This is a genomic window from Ruminiclostridium sufflavum DSM 19573 (genome assembly GCF_003208175.1).
In the GTDB taxonomy this organism is placed as follows: domain Bacteria; phylum Bacillota; class Clostridia; order Acetivibrionales; family DSM-1351; genus Ruminiclostridium; species Ruminiclostridium sufflavum.
Map to the genome: position 1 here is coordinate 34,436 of NZ_QKMR01000013.1, position 18,279 is coordinate 52,714.

Genomic DNA, 18,279 nt, shown 5'->3' on the forward strand with positions numbered 1-18,279 from the left:
TTTTAGCCGATAAAAGTTTATAATTAACAAAGGAGAAGAGGTTCTATGAATACCAGCGGCAACAGCATAGGTTTTTTGGATTCTGGATTCGGTGGGATTACAGTTCTTTCTGAAGCCCTTAAGCAGCTTCCCAATGAAAATTATCTGTATTATGCGGATATTGAGCATGTTCCATATGGTACTAAGACCAAGGGAGAAGTTCGGTCCTATATATTTGAAGCGGTGGAGTTTTTGGTAAGGCAGGGAATAAAGGCACTTGTTGTGGCATGTAATACTGCCACAAGTATTGCGGTCAGGGACCTTCGCAGTATGTATCCTTTTCCTATAGTAGGTATGGAGCCGGCAGTAAAGCCGGCAGTTCAGAACGGCAACGGTAAAAGAGTACTTGTTTTGGCAACGCCCTTGACTTTACGTGAGGAGAAATTTCATAACTTGGTTCAAAGAGTGGATACGGAGCATGTTGTTGACTATCTTGCATTTCCTGAATTGGTTGAGCTGGCTGAGCAGATGGTTTTTGACCATGATAAGGTTATTCCTGTAATAAAAAATAAATTATCAGCTTATGATATCAGCAGTTATAAAACATTCGTCTTAGGATGCACGCACTTTCCATTATACAAGAAGGTATTTAAGGAGGTACTTCCTGAATATATTGATATTATAGACGGGAGTTCAGGAACAGTTAAATATTTAAATCATTTGCTTGAGGAGAAAAATATTCTGAATACTCAGAAGGACAGTGGCAAAATAAAGTATTTTGATTCAGGAAAGCCTGTAGACAACCCACAAAGGTTAAATATATTTAACAGAATTATAACAGAGCTCTGATAGGAAGGTTAAAGCTTAATATATATTTGGAAAAATTAAATTTTTAGAATTCTGTAACATGTAATAACCCGTTGACATAAAATGTATTGTATCAAAATACTAGTTTATGATTCGGAAGGAGCGGGGGATTATGTCAGATGAACATTGCTGTTATGGCGAGGGCCTTTCACTAAACGGTGACCTTGTTTGTGCGATGAAAAAATATATTGGCCAGACAGTTACTATATTTACAACCAGCGGAGGTATGTCAGGATGCGGATTTACAGGGGTGCTTCTGGGGGTAAATGAATGTTTTGTAAAATTAATTACTCAGATAGGTCCTGCACCCGGCTGTGCTATTGGAAATGCATGTAGCGGAACGCCATATGCAAGCGGGATGGGCTGCATGGGAGGAAATTCAAATATGAATAACGGAAATCCTATAGGAACAGTAGGGTCTGTCACTGATATTCCTGTGTGCAGTATCGCATGCTTTACTCACAGTGCGATTTAGCAATACGCCTGTAAGGATTCTTTTCATCAACCAGAACAGGTGCAAATTATAAATATTATAATAAATTGGAAAAAGCTAGAGCCTCGAATAATAGAAGGCTTTAGCTTTTTTTGGCATAATAAAATGTCGGTTTGTTAACTTTTGTCGTTTGCTATTATTAACTTTTATTAGTATAATTTATTCATAAAAAAGGGAAAAGTATGATTTATGTAGAATTATTTGTATAAAATGAATGTGAGCAGCTTTACTTTTCTTTATTAAATGACTATACCGGGAGTTGATGCAATGATTAAAAAAGAAATGATAGCATTATTACTTGCTGGAGGGCAGGGCAGCAGATTAGGTGTTCTCACAAAAAGTGTGGCAAAGCCGGCTGTCCTTTACGGTGGTAAATATAGAATAATTGATTTTTCGTTAAGTAACTGTATAAATTCTGGAATTGATACTGTTGGAGTATTGACACAGTACCAGCCGCTAAAGCTTAATTCGCACATTGGAATAGGCAAGCCTTGGGATATGGATAGAATAGACGGGGGAGTAACAATACTGTCTCCCTACTTGAAAGCTGAAAGCGGTGAATGGTTCAAGGGAACTGCCAATGCTGTTTTTCAGAATATTCATTATATAGACAGGTATTCTCCTGAGTATGTCATTATTTTATCCGGGGATCATATCTACAAAATGGACTATTCAAAGATGCTGGATTTTCATAAGGAGAATAATGCCGATGCTACTATATCGGTTATAAATGTACCCTATGAAGAAGCCAGCCGATACGGTATCATGAATTGCCATGAGAACGGAAATATTTATGAGTTTGAGGAAAAGCCTAAAAATCCCAAGAGTACTCTTGCCTCAATGGGGGTGTACATATTTAATTGGAAAACACTCAGAGAGTACTTAATAAAGGATGATGAATGCCCAGACTCTGAAAGTGACTTTGGCAAGAATATTATTCCTGCAATGCTTAATGACGGTAAAAGCATGTGGGCATACCAATTTGAAGGCTATTGGAGGGATGTCGGTACAATTCAGGCGTTTTGGGAATCTAATATGGATCTGGTAGGTCGAATTCCTCCATTCAATTTATTTGATGCAGAATGGAAGATATACACACCCAATCCGGTAAAACCGGCGCATTACATAGGTTCTACAGCTTGTGTCAAGAAGTCTATGATTGCTGAAGGCTGTACGATATATGGTACAGTGATAAACTCAATACTGTTTCCCGGAGTTGTTGTTGAAGAGGATGTTGTTATTGAAGATTCCATAATAATGTCCAACTCAAAAATAAGCAGGAATACTTCGATTAAGAAATGTATTATAAGTGAATTTGTTGCAGTTGGAGCAGATTCAAAGCTTGGTGAAGGTGAGGATATACAAAATGAGTATAAGCCCGGGATATATAATTCGGGTATAACGGTTGTCGGGGAAGAAGCCAATATACCTGACGGAGTAATTATAGGCAAAAATGTAATGATAGATGCAGGTGTGAGTTCAGAAGACTTTGATTCACTAAATATTGTATCAGGAAAAAGCGTATTCAAAGGTGGTGTTACTGAATGAAAAATGTAATGGGAATAATATTATCAGGTGGAAGAAGCACAAAGCTTAAAGAGCTTTCAACAATGAGATCCAGTCCTGCAGTTCCTGTTGGAGGTAAATACAGAGCTATAGATTTTGTATTATCAAACATGGTGAATTCAGGTATTACAAATGTAGGAGTAATAACTCAATACAGCTTCAGATCCATGATGGATCACTTGGGTTCGGGTAAAGAATGGGATTTGGATAGAAAAACTGACGGATTATTTATTTTTCCTCCATTTCTTTCAGATGACAATTCCGGCTGGTATAGGGGAACAGCTGACTCAATGTACAATAATTTAACTTTTTTGAAAAGAAGTAATGAAGAGTATGTGCTTATTTCACAGGGGAACTGTATATATACCACAACCTTTGACGATATGCTGAGGCAGCACAAGGAGACAGAGGCTGATATAACTATTGCATACAGGGAGATGAATGATATTCCAATAGATGAAGTATCCAATATGGGTATTTTGCAGGTGGATTCAGAGCAGAGGGTTATAGACTTTCAGGAAAAGCCCATACATCCTAATTCCTTGTTTGGATCTTTGGGGACTTATATTATTAAAAGAGAATTGCTTATATCCTTATTGGAAGAGTGTGTTGCACACGGTTATTATGACTTTGTTTTGGATATAATAGTCAAAATGCTGCACAAGCTGAAAATATGCGGGTATAAATTTAATGGCTATTGGAGAAGCATATCTTCGGTTCAAATGTATTACAGATGTAATATGGAGCTTTTGAGACCTGATGTGAGTAATGAGCTGCTGGGCTCCTCCAAGGTATATACAAAGGTAAAGGATGAAGCTCCGGCTAAGTTCAATGAAGAGGCAGAGGTTAGAAATTCAATAGTTGCAGATGGATGTATTATTGAGGGAACGGTTGAAAACAGTGTTTTGTTCAGAGGTGTTACTGTAAAAAAGGGCGCGGTTGTTAAGGATAGTATAGTTATGCAGGAAAGTATCGTGGAAGAAAATTCTGCATTAAGCCATGCCATATTAGACAAGAATGTTATTCTTACAAAGGGCAGATGCTTGAAAGGCGAGGAAACCTGGCCCATTATAATAGGGAAAAATGTAATGGTATAGAATAAAATTCTATAAAAGCATAAATAAATTAAATTTGACCTGCAATAGTTGATTTTGTACGTATGCTATTCATTGCATAAAAATTATTAGGTTTTGAGATAGTATAATCGATAACAAGTCAGAATTATTTGTTAATTTGCAAGGCTCAAGATTTGCTGATTTATAGTATTCCTGCAAGCATAAGGATAATAAGGGAATAGACAAATCAACCGGTACGAGAAGCGATTCGTTCTGAAAGCTTCCGAAATATTTTTATTAATCAATTTAATACAAGGGAAACCACTTGAAGTGCATATTATTTCGAGTGGTTTTTTTATATGCGAAAGGCTGTAATATTTAAGAAATTAAGTTTACCATAATGAACCTGCATGTGCAAAAAAGTCCATTACACAAGGGTTACAAGTAGTTTACAACTTCTATATTATGTTGACTACTTAAAAAGCCCGGTGATATAATTACTCATGTAATCAAGGTGTTACAAAGAAACATCTTGATCTCTAATTCCTAACACTGAGGAAAAATCATGACCTTTCTCCTCAGTAAAAATTAACGGTCAGTAAAAAACCTAAGGGGGATATTAAATGAGAAATTTTAAGAAGATTTCTGCTGTTGCGGTTGCTCTTGCAATGACAGTAACCAGTATGGTTCCGGCATTCGCAGACACAATAACTCCGGCAAACGGCGACAAGGCAATTGTTCTTAACACATTGGACTTGTATGCAGGAATAAGCACTGATACCTTTGATCCGGCTCTTGAAGCAGGATTGACAAGAGGACAGGGAGCAATACTGTTAACAAAGCTGTTTAACATGGACGATGCTGCAATGGCAATGACTGACGCTCAGGCGAACGCAGTGCTGAAGAATTTCAAGGATGCGGCAACAGTATCAACATCAGCAAAAAAGAGACTGGCATATCTGGTAGAACAGGGAATAATGTCAGGCTCAGTTGAAGCAAACGGCTTGTACCTTAATGACGGAGAAAATCTTAAGGGCGGACAGTTTGCAACATTAATACTCAAGCAGATGGGCTTTGACGTTGAACACTGGTATGATGCAATAGACCAGCTGTCAGAGGTTGAAGGCGCGGAAGGGATTGCGGCATATCTTGCATATGAAAAGCAAGGACTTCTCAGAGACCATGCGGTAGGAATCATGTATGGGGCTCTAAAAGCAGAGTATGAAAACGGATTGGCAACTATTATCGAAAAGATAGTGGAATCAAAGCCTGAAATCAAAGAAGCTGCGGAAAAGGCAGGCTTGATAGCTGCTCCTGTTACAGCAGAGGTAGCTGTTGAATCAATAAAGGCCTTGAACACAAAGCAGATAGAGGTTGTATTTAACCAGGCCATGAATGAAGATTCAGCTGAAAATGAGAACTTCTATAAGATATACAACAACGGTTCCACCTCAGCAATGACTCTCGGTGCTGACAGTGCAGTATTGGGTGCTGACGGGAAAACAGTTACTATTACGCTTGACAATGCTGTTACAGACAAGCTGACAAACTCAAGCAAAGCAAAGGTAGTAGTAAATAAGGATATAAAAGCGGCAAACGGCAAAAAGCTTGCCAAGGAAATAACAATCAGTGATATAGCAGTAGAGGACGGAATCATTCCAAGTGTTGTAAAAGCAGAGGCTACAGGGGAATACAATATTAAGCTGACCTTCTCAGAGCCTGTATACGGCGGATCAGCCGCAGCTCTTAGCAACTCAAACTTCAAGGTAATGAGCGGAACATATCAATATTATGTTCAGAAGGCGGAATTAAACAACAATGTTATAAACTTAACTCTGGGAACCAAGCTGATTGAAGGTCCTGTTGTTGTTACAGTAAATGAAGCCGGAGTTACCGCAGAGGGAGCAATAAGAGACTATGCAGACTACAAGGTATTCAAGAGCAACACAACCTTTGATTATGTAAAGGACACTTCAGTAGCAGTTGTTACAGTAAGTGAAGCTAAGCCGACATCTGTTAAGCTGTCCTTCTCAAAGCCGGTTAAGGGAACAGATATCAAGCTGTATCACTCTGTAAAAGGTGCGGCGGCATATCTTTCAACAGCTAGTACAAACGGCAAGTACGTTGATTCAATAACCTTCACATATGCAGACGCTTCAAGAGTGCCTGCGGGAAATGTTAAGTTCTTCTTGGTAAACAGTGATGACGAGGACAGCTACAAGCTGGTAGACGGATACGGAGTCAAGGTTCCGGATCAGACTCTTACAGCAGAGGTTGTAGTTGATGTAACCGCACCTTCACTTTCAAGCTCCAGCTTTGATACAAACAAGTATGTTACCCTAACATTTGATGAAGAGCTTGATAAAAGTGAAGCAGAGGATGAAGAGAACTATACGTTCAAGAAGGTATCAGACGGAGACACAGTATATTTCAACGCAGAATATGAAAATGCTGCTGATGATGAATATACAGTAAGATTAACACCAACCTCTTATTTGGAAGACAACACAGAGTATGAGGTAACTGTATTGAAAGCTGAAGACGAATCAGGAAATGAAACAGATAAAAATATTGTCTACACTTTTACAACCGGTGATAATACAACTCCCTATGTAAAGGACGGTACAGGTGACGATGCAGGAAATGATACAAGCTGCTATGCGGTAAATGCAGACGGCAAGATTTATATCACCTTCAGTGAAGCAATGAATGAAGCTCAGATGCTTGACCTGGACAACTATATGGTTGACATCAAAAACGGCAAAGGCTTTGTTGCACTTGACAGTGATGTTGATAAGATAACAAAGATATCTGACAGAAAGATTCTTATTGATTTGGATGCTAAAATTGCAGAAGGCGTTACTCCTGATGTAAAGGTCGCACCAATCATGGACTTGGCAGGAAAGAGAATAAACGGTTCAGTTGATTCAAGTATAGTTGCAAATATAGGCGTTGAGGCAGTAAAGGTTACAAGCGCCGAATTAATCAGCAAGAACAAGGTTAAGGTAACCTTCAATACTCAGTTAAGCGCATTCAGCAACACAGATATCGTATTTACAGGTGTTACAGAAGGAGCAATCAGAACACAGTCCGTAGAGTCAATGGTAACCAATGATGACGGAAATACAGAAATAATCTTAATCCTTGACAAGGACTTAGAGACAAACGTTAAGTATGAAGGAGCGGCTGTAACAGCGAAAACTGCAGCAGATACAGAATCAGAATCCATTTCGGGTACAGTATTGGGTGCAAATCAGCAGAATATCGCAATTGAGGATAAAACAGCTCCTGAAATAGTAACCTTTGACCATGACGCAAACAGCAATACCGACAAGGTTGCATCAGTCAAGCTGGATGCAGGAACGCCTTTATATGAAGCGAACAACAAGGTTGATAAAGGAACAGAAGGAACAATATCAATCAAGTTCAGTGAAGCAATCAAGACAGCTACTCTGTCAACACTGACATTCAATGTTAAAGGCTACACTGTGACAGGAATATCGAATGCAGACGATGCAAGCGTGGTAGTATTAAGCGTGAAGGCAGATGCAAACAATACGGCGAAGAGAACCTCTGTAACTCAGGTATTCAATATTACAGATGACGCAGGAAATGTATTTGCATCAGGTTCAACATGGACAGTAAGATAAATAATACCGGTAAAAAATAATTAAAACAATAAAACAATATAGTATGAATGCAGCAAAGCAGGCGTGTTTAGCACAGCCTGCTTTGTTGCAGTTCTATTACAAATTCTTTACACTTAAAAAGGGCTTGTTGACTGCGAAAAATACGGGTGATATAATAACTAATGAATCAAGATAGGTAAATTTAGCCAAAGCCTTTCTGCTGAAGATACTGATTCTTGAAAAGTTGGTTTTACGAGTTGGGCTATACGTGGGATGAGGCGTAGCCTGCTCTGGATTTACATAGCCCACCCGATACAAAATACACAAGGAGGATTTGAGAACATGAGAAATCTCAGAAAGTTAACCGCGGCTATCTTAGCAGTAGCTTTAGTGCTTACTTCTATGACTGCTGTATTCGCAGCTGATGCCACAGCTACAGTAGCAAATGCTGATAAGGCTGCAACATTAAAAGATCTTGGTCTTTATGCAGGTCAAGATGAAAAAGATCCTGCAGTAGGTTTGGAAAATGCATTGACTACACAGGATTCATTAATATTTTTAGCAAAATTATTCGGATACTATGATACTGCAAGTGCTTTATCAGATGACGAAGTATCTGAAGGATTAGCTAAATTTGATGATGCTGCAAGTATTTCAGATTATGCAAAGAATGTAGTTGCATACTCAGCAGTAAATGGTATTTTAAGCGGTTCAACAAAGGATGGAAAATTCTTTGTAGGCGCTAAGGATACTGTTACAGCTGCAAGATTCGCTACATTTATGCTTAAGCAAATGGGATACAAGGTTGCAGATTACAAGGTATCAGTTGCTGAGCTCGCAGAAACAGAAGGAAGCAAGGTTTCAGCTACTATAACCGGAGATTTAACAAGAGATGATGCAGTTGGTATGATGTATGGTGTTCTTACTGCTGAAAAGGCAAGCGGAACAACAGTTATCACTGACATCGTTGGTGACAATGCTGAGTTGAAGGCTAAAGCTGAAAAGTTAGGTTTGATAGCAGCACCTGTTACTGAAGACTTGGAAGTTGTATCAGTAAAAGCTTTAAATAATAAGCAGCTAGAAGTTGTATTCAACCAGGAAATGGATGAAGATTCAGCTGAGGATAAGGATTCCTATACAATCAAAGATAAGGGCGAAACTGAAAAAACTCTTACTGAAGACAGCTGTGTATTAGGTGATGACAAGAAGACGGTTACTATAACTTTGGATAACGCTGTATTAGATTGCTTGACAAATGCAAGTAAAGCAAAGGTTATAATTGACAAAGACATTAAAGCAGTTAATGAAAAAACATTAGGTGCAGATAAAGAAGTTGAAATAGAAGTACAGGATGGATTATTACCTACAGTTAAAGAGGTTAAAGCAACTGGTGAGAAGAATATAAAAATTACTTTTTCAGAGCCAGTTTATGAAGGTCTCTTGGATAGCAAAACATTAACAAATGGGAATTTTGCAGTTAAGAGCGGAACATATACATATTATGTTCAGAAGGCTGAATTAAGTTTGGATGTTATCAACTTGGAAGTTGGAACTAAGTTAATAGAGGGACCGGTTACTGTTACAGTAAATGATCGTGGTCTTAACGAGACTAACTCAATACAGGATTATGCTGGGTATAAAGTATTTAAGGGCGAACATACATTTAACTACGTGAAAGATACTTCCGTATCTGTTGTTACTGTAAAAGAAGCTAAGCCATACTCAGTTAAACTAGGATTCTCAAAGCCAGTTAAAGCTGCAGATCTTCGTTTGTTCCATTCAACAAAGAATGCTGCAAACTACCAATCTAATGTAGTAAGCACTGAAAGTAAATATGTTGATGAAATTGAATTTAAATTTGATACTAAAAATCCTGTACCAGCTGGAAATATTAACCTATACCTAGTGAATAGTGATACTGATTCTAATAAGCTTATTGACGGGTATGGAATTAAGGTTCCAGATCAAACACTTACAGCTACTGTAGTTGTAGACGTAACTGGTCCTACAGTTTCATCAAAAAATGTTGATAAGAATTTATCAGTTAAATTAACTTTCAATGAAGAGTTGAAAGAAGAAACTGTTAAGAAATCAGCAAACTATACATTCAAATCAGTAAAGGATGGTAAAACAGTTTACTTTACAATTGAATATCCTGTAGATAACAATAAGAAAGTTGTTAAGCTGAATGTACCAGGGAAATTAGATGATAATACTGAATATGAAGTAGTTGTTAAAAAGGCAATAGAAGATGCTGTAGGAAATAAAATGGAAAATGATTATGTAACAACATTTACTACTGGTGATAATACAGCACCTGAAATAAAAGCAGAAGATTGTTATGTTGTTCAAGCTGATGGAAAGATTTATCTAAAATTCAGCGAGCCAATGAATGAAGCTCAGATGCTAGACAAGGCAAACTATATGGTTAAACAAAAAAATGGTGCTGCATGGCGTGATTTGAGTGATGATGATAAGATAAGCAAGATATCAGATAAAATAGTTCTTTTAGACTTATATGGAAAAACTAAAGCAGATGAAGAAGTTATAGATCCTGATGTTAAAATTGCTCCAATTATGGATTTAGCAAACAAGAGATTGTTTGGAAAAGTTGATTCTGTTCTATTGGAAAAAATCGGTGTAGAAGCAGTAAACTTTAAGTCTGCAGAATTGATTGAAGCAAATAAAATTAAACTTGTATTTAACACAAAGTTAGACACATTTAGTAATCCTGATATTGAGATAGGTTTAGATGGTGCTGTTACTACTACTTCTGGTGCTGTCAGAATAGCTTCAGTAGAATCACAAACTGTTAATGATGATGGGAATACAGAGATAGTATTTGTTCTTGATAAGGATGTTAATACTGATGCTACCTTTACTGATGACCTTAAGGTGAAAGTACCAGTAGCATTAAAGTCAAACAAGGATAAAACAGCATCTAAATCAACTTCTGGTACTCTATTAGGTAAGGACTTAACAATAGCTGTTGAAGACAAAACTGCACCAGAGATATCAAAGATTAAATTCAAGGGCGACGATGATGAAACTCCTGAGGTTGTTATCTACAGTTATAAAGATAAAAATAATAACGATATTGACCCAACAGACAATTATGATAAGTTAGATAAGGATTCCACTGCTTTAGTATCAATTACTTTCACTGAAGATATGGATTATGCTTCAATGTCAAAGCTTTCATTTACAGTTGATGGATACACTATAAAAGAAATTACAAAAGCTGCTGGTAACAAGTTTGTTTTGTCAATAAAAGCTAAAGAAGACAATACTCCAGCTAGAACATCTGTAACTCAAGTTTATAATGTTTCTGATTCGGAAGGTAATGTACTTGCTTCAGGTTCAACATGGACAATAAGAGATATAGCTGATAAGTAAAATAATAACAAGGCAGTCTTATTTATCAAAAAAAGCTGAGACTTTTGTCTCAGCTTTTTTATATAAAATTTATAAAAAATATGATATTATTAAAACAAATGATAAAATCTTACGTATATAATTTAAGGAGGGTTCATCATGTACATAAGAAAAATAACGGCAATATTAGTTTCGGTAAGTATTATGTTGTCAAGCACAGCTGCAATATTTGCTCAGGATACTTCTGATTTACAGCTGACAGCTGACAGGCTGAATAAGATAGGTGTAATTGCAGGAGACGGAAATGGAAATTATAATCTTGACGGGAGCTTAAAAAGAACCGAAGCATCAACCTTTATAACAAAGCTCATGGGTAAGGATGCGTATGTTAAGGAAAATAAAGATAGCCTTGTAAAAACGGTATTCAGTGATGTAAAGGAAACAGACTGGTTCGCGCCGTATGTAGGCTTTTGCTATATTAATGATATTATTGACGGATATGACGGTAAATTTGGTTCGAAAGATAACCTTACCGAGCAAGCATTCCTTGTAATGCTTCTAAAGCTATTAAAATACACAGGAACAGATGATATTAAGTGGAATGACAATGTATTTAAAACGGCGTACGATGCAGGGCTTGTAACTGAACAGGCATATCTGACGAAGACAAAAGATGACGGCATGGTGTATACCAGGGGACAGGCAGTCCTTGTAATGTATAGGGCACTAAGTATAAAACTTAAAGGAGATAATAAAACACTACTTCAAACCTTAATTGAAAACGGAGCAATTAACAGAGACATTGCTTTAGCTTCAGGCATACTCAACGACACGATACAAACAAAAATTCAGGAAATAGTGCCTTTAAACGGAAGAAAAATAATTATTAAGTTTAATGAAACAATTAATTCAATCGATGCAAAGAACATAAGAATTTATGAGGAAAATAATGAAAATAATAATTTGGCAGTATCCATTGTGTCTCATTCGGGTACTCAGCTTGAAATAGAGACCAATACTCAGCTGCCTGATAGAATATATAAGGTTGAGGTGACAGATGCCGAAGATCTTGAAGGAAATATATCAGGAATATTGACAGCGACTTTTAACGGGTACACTGTTACTTCTATTGAATCAGATTTGTTTAAAATCAGTAAGGCTGAGCAAATAGGGAAGAATGAAATCTATGTATATTTTACACAGCCCATAAATGAGAATGTTGAATTCGCTCCTTATTATGAGCTATATGAAAATGGCGAGCTGTATGCAAATGGAGACTTACTCACTATAAGCTTTGCCGGCGGAGAAAATGTAGCATCTGTTATTTTAAAGGGTAAAAGCTTTTCAGCGAATAAGGAATATACGCTAAAAATATCCGGGCAGCTTGTAGGTGCTTACGGCACTACTTTAGGTGACGGAGAAGGGGATAGCTATTCCTTTATTGGAAAGGATATGCCTGCGTCTTCCCTTGTATTAGAGAAAATAACTGCGATAACCGGCAGAAGCATACAGCTTGATTTCAATAGGCAGATTCATCCTCTGAGGGCTGAGCAGGTATACAGCTATAGTGTTTCAAACAGCAAGAAAAATCCTATAGAAGTGGAAAAGGCAGAATTGATAAGTGATAATGTTTCAAACGGTAAAAGCGTTGTATTAACCTTGAAAACAGCTTTTGATGTAAATGAGACTTATAATATTATGATTAATTGTATTCAGGACTCAACCAAGCAGTATTCAATTGAAGAAAAAGCATATAGCTTTAGTGGATACTACTCAATTGCGGAAAAGCTAGCTATTAAAGCTGTTAAAATAATTGACTCCGGAACAGTAAATGTTATATTTAACAAGGCAATAGATTACAATTCGGGATTAAATGTAATTAACTACCAAATTCGCAATATGGGGGATAAGACAGTTAGAATTCCGGGAGGAGTAAGATTTTTAAATGTGGATCAGACAAGTATACAATTATTTTTAAAAAGAGAAGATTATTTCGTGAATAATACACCCTTTGATATTGAGGTACTAGGTAGTATGAAAGACTATACTGGAGTCAGTGTAATAAATACTATCAGTCAAACAGTATTTGTTGATAAGGTGGATGAAACAAAATTAAAAATTAACGAGGCAAAAATAGTCGGAAAAGACACAGTCAAGGTAACCTTTAATAAGGAAATTTCAACCGAAATGGCAAATCTGAAGCCTCAGAATTACAGTATAGAGTATATTGAGCAGGGTAAGTTTTACAAAAAGGTACCTATTGCTATTACATATTTTGACGACAGAAGCATAGTTTTCAGATTTAACAGTTTGGAGGCTGATAAGGAATATATCTTTGCTTATGGTATGGTTATGGACTATGCAGGGAATGTGGTAACAGGCAGCGATGAGGACAAGGCAGAAATAGTAATAGGAAAGTAATGCTGATAAAAATCTTATAAAGTGTAAGGATAATTATTTTCAGCTAAAACGATACTTTAGTTTTGCTAAAATTTTCAAATTGTGCAACGAATGTTAAGCCTCTTAAGAAAAGGAATAAAGTAATAAAAATAAGTTTGTAATATACCAGAGAATATAAGTGGTTTTTATAGTAAGACAGGTAATTCAAGCGGGAGAGGATTCAGCGAATACAGGTGTATCCTCTTCCGTTAATAATATAAAATTAAACAATAGCATCAACAAAAAAATATGCAAGTAAGGAGGAATGCAAAGCATATGCTGAGAAGGAAGCTGGCAGTAATGCTGTTAATCTCTGCAGTGGCAGCAAATTTATTTAATCCGGTATTTGCGGATGTACAGGAAGAAAAAGCGGAGCCGGTTGTATTGTCTCTTGAGTTAGCTCAGGAAAAAGCAGTTCAAAATGAAAATAGTATTATTCAGACAAATCGAAGCATTCAAAATTTAATAAAAGGGAATAAGTATAATGCTAGTAAAGATGACTTTTTTAATTCGGATGCAATAAAGGCTATTGATGATTTATACACCAGACTGAAAAACGGAAGCTCAATGGATAGTACGGAATTTGCCAAGCTTTATGTTTTATATACAATGTATGGAGATACATCATATTTTATCGGAAAGGAAGATATAACTAAATATATGAATCCCGGCAAGTTTCCTCACTATTCTATGTGGGCGAATGTAATGAAGTTGAGTCTGGGTAATCGAATGACAGAGACTGGATTGAAGGACAAAACCGGGCAGTTGTATGATAATATTTTATCTGCAAGGGGTAAATTTGATATATTGAATACAACCGTTGAATTTCAGGAAAAAACATATAAGCAGCAAAAAATACGATATAATCTCGGGGAATTATCCAAGGCATCAATCGAGGAGGCATATAAGCAATTACAGATAAAAAAGCTGGAAGCAAGGAAGTTATCCCGTACGATTGATAATCTGGAAATAGATTTAAAAAGGTTGACAGGCTTGCCTATCAGCAGTAACTTGGTTTTAAAAGATTACAGTAAGGATACTATAGAAGTATTTGAGCCTTATGATACATATTTAAACAGCGCATTGATTAACAGAAATGAAATATTAATGGCAAAGATAGATTATTGGGTGGCTAAGAATGATTTTAATATTGCAAATGAGGCATTTTCCAATAATCCGTGGAATGTAAAGGCTATATTAAATAAAAGTCTGACTGAGCAAAAAATAAATGAGGCAGAGCTTTCAATTAGTGCCGGAAAAGAAGCTGTTTTACAAAGCATCAATTATTCATATATTGATGTGAAATACAAAAAAGAAAAAATGGATACATGCAAGGAAGATTTAAATTTTGCAAATGAGCAGTATAAAATTGCTGTAGAAAAGTATGAAAAGCAGTTAATAACTGAGACTGAGAAGACTAGTGAGGAAATTAATTCATTATCAGCGTTATCAGCTTATAATGATTCAGTCAGAATATATAATTCTGCGGTGAGAAACCTAAGGCAGGTATCAAAATTAGGGATAGGCTTACAATATTAAAAATTTTATGAAAGGATGAAAAAATGAAAAATAAAATAAAAACAGGATTGGCAATATTATTGGCAATTGCGATAACATTTCAATATTCATCTGTTTTTGCCGTGGAAACAAAAGACATAGCTGAGTTTAATCTGAAGACAGCAATAGACACGGCATTAACAAACAGCAGCAGTTTGAAGCTATATGACGATAAGATAAAAAATGCAGCTGATATTTGTATTCGTTATAATGAACTAGCAATTGTTTCTTCAAATGCGTCGCCCTTAACTAATGAACAATTGCAGATGACTACTGATCTCTATTTCATAGAGAAAAAGAAAACTGAAGAGCTCTATCCTGCACAAAAGGAGAACGATTTAAGAAATCTGAGATATGAAAAGGAAAACAAGATTATAGACATAAAGCTGGATGTGACAGAGAATTACTTTACGCTGCTTTCTCTGGAGAAACAAATAAGCTGCCAGAATGAGCTGATAAAAAGGCTGGAGGAAGATCTGGAGGTAAAGAAAAGCGATGTGAAGTTGGGCAGAAGTGTGCAAAGTGTTGTTACCGAGATTGAATTAAGCATAAAAAAGGCAGGCAGTGAGCTTGTTCAACTCAACAGGGAAGAAGAAAAATCAAAAATGGCGCTCAATTCCTTATTAGGAAGACAAATTACAGATGATATAGAAATCATAGATATAGAAGTTCCTGAAGTAAATTATGATGAGATAGATATCAAAGCTGTCATTGAGGACAGACAAAAAAATAATAATAAAATTAAAGATATTAGGTTTCAGATTGAACAGGCTAAGCTCGAAGCTGAAATTGTAGAAGACAATACAAGCAGGGAGGATCCCGTTGAACTGGATGCCTTAAAGGATACGCAGCTGGAGCAGGAGTATGCCTTGAAGGATGAAATGATAAGCATTGAGAAATATATTTATCAGGAAAATAACACTATATTAAATTTGAAGGATGAAATAGAAATTAAAGAATTGAATAAAGAAATATGTGATAAAAATCTTGAAATAGCACAGCAAAAATTAAAGCTTGGTCTTTTGAGCGGATCTGCCATAAATACTGTAATTAATGCTGCAGAGCAGGCTAATATTGATTATATGATGGCAAAGCTGGACTATTATCTGGAAGTACAGAAGTTTAATGCGTATATGGAAAAGCAGTAAGAAAAAACAAATGAGTTTAAATAGAGAAATATTTAAAAAGTCGACATAGTATTTGACAGTAAGTACAAGTTCTTTACACTGTAAAATACCAGAAAGAAAATTGTTAACTTTTAAAATTTGTTTTTGTAGACCTTAAGAGCTAAAAATGACTATCGACCGACGGGCTTGCAGTTTTTCGGACTATAGTCATTTTTGTTGCTTCAAAATGATTACCAGTATGGATAGCAGTAATGTATAGAAGAAAAGTTAATTAGTGTATTTCCTTCATATATAGCCTGTTAGATGCAAAGCCTATTCCTAAAATAATCCAGAATATAGGGCTGACATTTATATTGCTGTCATTTGCAAGACCAACAACCAAAAAGCCTATTACTGATAGGAGACATGCCGATCCCGCCATATAATAAAAGCTGTCGCTGTTTTTCGGATTAAAATATAACTTGAATGAATTTATAATATACCAGAGTACAAATACTAAAAAGGCCAGCAATGAAACCAAGCCTGTATTTATTGCCATCTGAAGGTACATATTGTGAGGCTTATCAACCAATGTATTTGGAGAAGAAAAAGTAATCAGCTTGCCTTTAAAGTCATTCTGAGGGAAATAAATTGCATAGGTGTCCGGACCGTGTCCCAGTAAAACGGTATCCTTTAATAAAGGTATGGTTCTGGACCATATATATCCTCTGCTTGAAGCCCATGTTTCATAGCCTTGAAACCCGAAAGATTCTGCAGTTTCGATATCAACAGGGTTGCCTCCGCTGTTTAAAAATTTAAAGGAGCCTGTATCATCAATGGTAACATAATAAATTGTTCTTGGTGAGGAGATTGCAAGTACAGAATTATTAATATTTAGCTGTAGTCCAATAAAATTAGTTTGATCAAAAAGAAGATGATTTTTATTAGAAGGATTAGCTCTATAGTTTACTGCTTTACCATCATTGTCTAAAAAACTGAGTGTGCTGTCTTGAGTATCAAATATTACATTAATAGGTGTACTGTTCATGTATATAGTCATTTTATTTTTGTTAAGTGTCATATCAGTGATATTTTTATATTTTCCATGAACTAAACCGATACTAGCTTGCTTCTTAGGTAAAAGGTTAATTAACTCTTTTGTAATTATTCCGGAATAGCTGTAGTTTAAATAAGTAAATACGCCTGTACAGCAAAGGATAAGGGCGAGTACAGGCAGCCAGTATTTAAAAATCCTTTTTCGTAATAAAACAACGAGACACAGCAATGCAACGAATACACCTATATATCCGGTGGTAGATCGGCTGAATATAAGGTTAGCCAATAAAAGAGCAGACAAACTGCCGGAAATTATTTTCATATATTTATTTTTTGACAATAGGAGAATAACAATGCATATGGGCAATACCAGAGCACAAAAGCTGCCGACATAATTTGGATTAAACAAGGTAAGATAAACATACTTTTCCGGAAATTTAAAGTTTAATGAACTTATTAAGTTCTCATACTTTTGAGGGAGCATTACGTGCTTCATAAAGTTTGTCTGGAGGAAATCAAAGCCAAAGAACTGTGAAAGACCTAACAGGCAAAGAATAAGGGAACATATGCCAAGTGAACCGAATAATAGCTTAATATCCTTATCATACGTAATAAAGTGTGCTGCTATTAAACAGACAATAATATAGCAGGATATGGTCCAAAAGCCTTCAAATCTGTCAATAAATCCGTTAAATGCGACATCATGGTACTCTGAGAATGAAGAAGAAAGGAAAACAAACAAAAAGTAGATTAATAAAGGCACAAAAAAGAAGCTTGACTTAACTTTAATTTTTTTTACAAATAAATAATGTAGAGCAAAAAAAATTGATACAACTGTAAACGCTATAAACCATGAGGTTTTATAATAGCTGAAGAAGTCGTTTGCAGATTTTGCTGAATAAAAATTATCTGCAATGCCTTCAACAGGAACTGAACGCATAAACACTATCATCGGGACAATAAGTAATATTAATGCTAATGGGAGTATTTTGATGACATTATCATTAACAATAGATTTTTTATTATTTTTCAATTGAATATCAACCGCCTCTCTGTATTTACTTAGTTAGTTTATCATAGATGAGGATGTAAATAAACATAAAGAATAGGCAAATTGATTAAGAAAATAGGAGAATAATAGAAATAGATGAATTATA

Annotated in this window: 10 protein-coding genes; 9 read left to right on the top strand and 1 reads right to left on the bottom strand. The window is 35.9% G+C overall.

The window, feature by feature from the left end; genetic code table 11:
- Positions 1-45: 45 nt before the first annotated feature.
- The 9 genes from murI (at position 46) to LY28_RS11385 (ending at position 16,108) form a co-directional block, all read left to right on the top strand.
- Positions 46-828, top strand: coding sequence for a glutamate racemase (gene murI / locus LY28_RS11345; protein WP_110462312.1), 783 nt, complete (start codon positions 46-48; stop codon positions 826-828).
- A gap of 130 nt (positions 829-958) precedes the next feature.
- Complete coding sequence (locus tag LY28_RS11350; RefSeq protein WP_422785005.1) at positions 959-1,321, top strand: hypothetical protein; 363 nt, start codon at positions 959-961, stop codon at positions 1,319-1,321.
- Between the two features lie 285 nt (positions 1,322-1,606).
- Complete coding sequence (locus LY28_RS11355) at positions 1,607-2,887, top strand: glucose-1-phosphate adenylyltransferase (protein ID WP_110462313.1); 1,281 nt, start codon at positions 1,607-1,609, stop codon at positions 2,885-2,887.
- On the top strand, positions 2,884-4,002 hold the full coding sequence (gene glgD / locus LY28_RS11360; RefSeq protein WP_110462314.1) for a glucose-1-phosphate adenylyltransferase subunit GlgD: 1,119 nt from the start codon (positions 2,884-2,886) through the stop codon (positions 4,000-4,002). Before LY28_RS11355 ends, glgD begins: the two co-directional genes overlap by 4 nt.
- Before the next feature lie 581 nt (positions 4,003-4,583).
- Positions 4,584-7,610 (top strand): Ig-like domain-containing domain, encoded by a 3,027-nt coding sequence (locus LY28_RS11365; RefSeq protein ID WP_110462315.1) that lies wholly within the window; start codon positions 4,584-4,586, stop codon positions 7,608-7,610.
- 321 nt (positions 7,611-7,931) lie between these two features.
- Positions 7,932-10,985, top strand: a complete 3,054-nt coding sequence (locus LY28_RS11370) for an Ig-like domain-containing domain (RefSeq protein WP_165835551.1) — start codon at positions 7,932-7,934, stop codon at positions 10,983-10,985.
- 138 nt (positions 10,986-11,123) lie between these two features.
- Complete coding sequence (locus LY28_RS11375; RefSeq protein WP_110462317.1) at positions 11,124-13,385, top strand: S-layer homology domain-containing protein; 2,262 nt, start codon at positions 11,124-11,126, stop codon at positions 13,383-13,385.
- Between the two features lie 294 nt (positions 13,386-13,679).
- Entirely contained in the window at positions 13,680-14,942 is a 1,263-nt protein-coding gene (locus LY28_RS11380) for a TolC family protein (protein WP_165835552.1), read from the top strand.
- A 23-nt stretch (positions 14,943-14,965) separates the two neighbouring features.
- Complete coding sequence (locus LY28_RS11385; RefSeq protein WP_110462319.1) at positions 14,966-16,108, top strand: TolC family protein; 1,143 nt, start codon at positions 14,966-14,968, stop codon at positions 16,106-16,108.
- A 250-nt stretch (positions 16,109-16,358) separates the two neighbouring features.
- Here LY28_RS11385 and LY28_RS11390 read toward each other — a convergent pair whose 3' ends face one another.
- Entirely contained in the window at positions 16,359-18,155 is a 1,797-nt protein-coding gene (locus LY28_RS11390) for an O-antigen ligase family protein (RefSeq protein ID WP_110462320.1), read from the bottom strand.
- Positions 18,156-18,279: the final 124 nt, after the last annotated feature.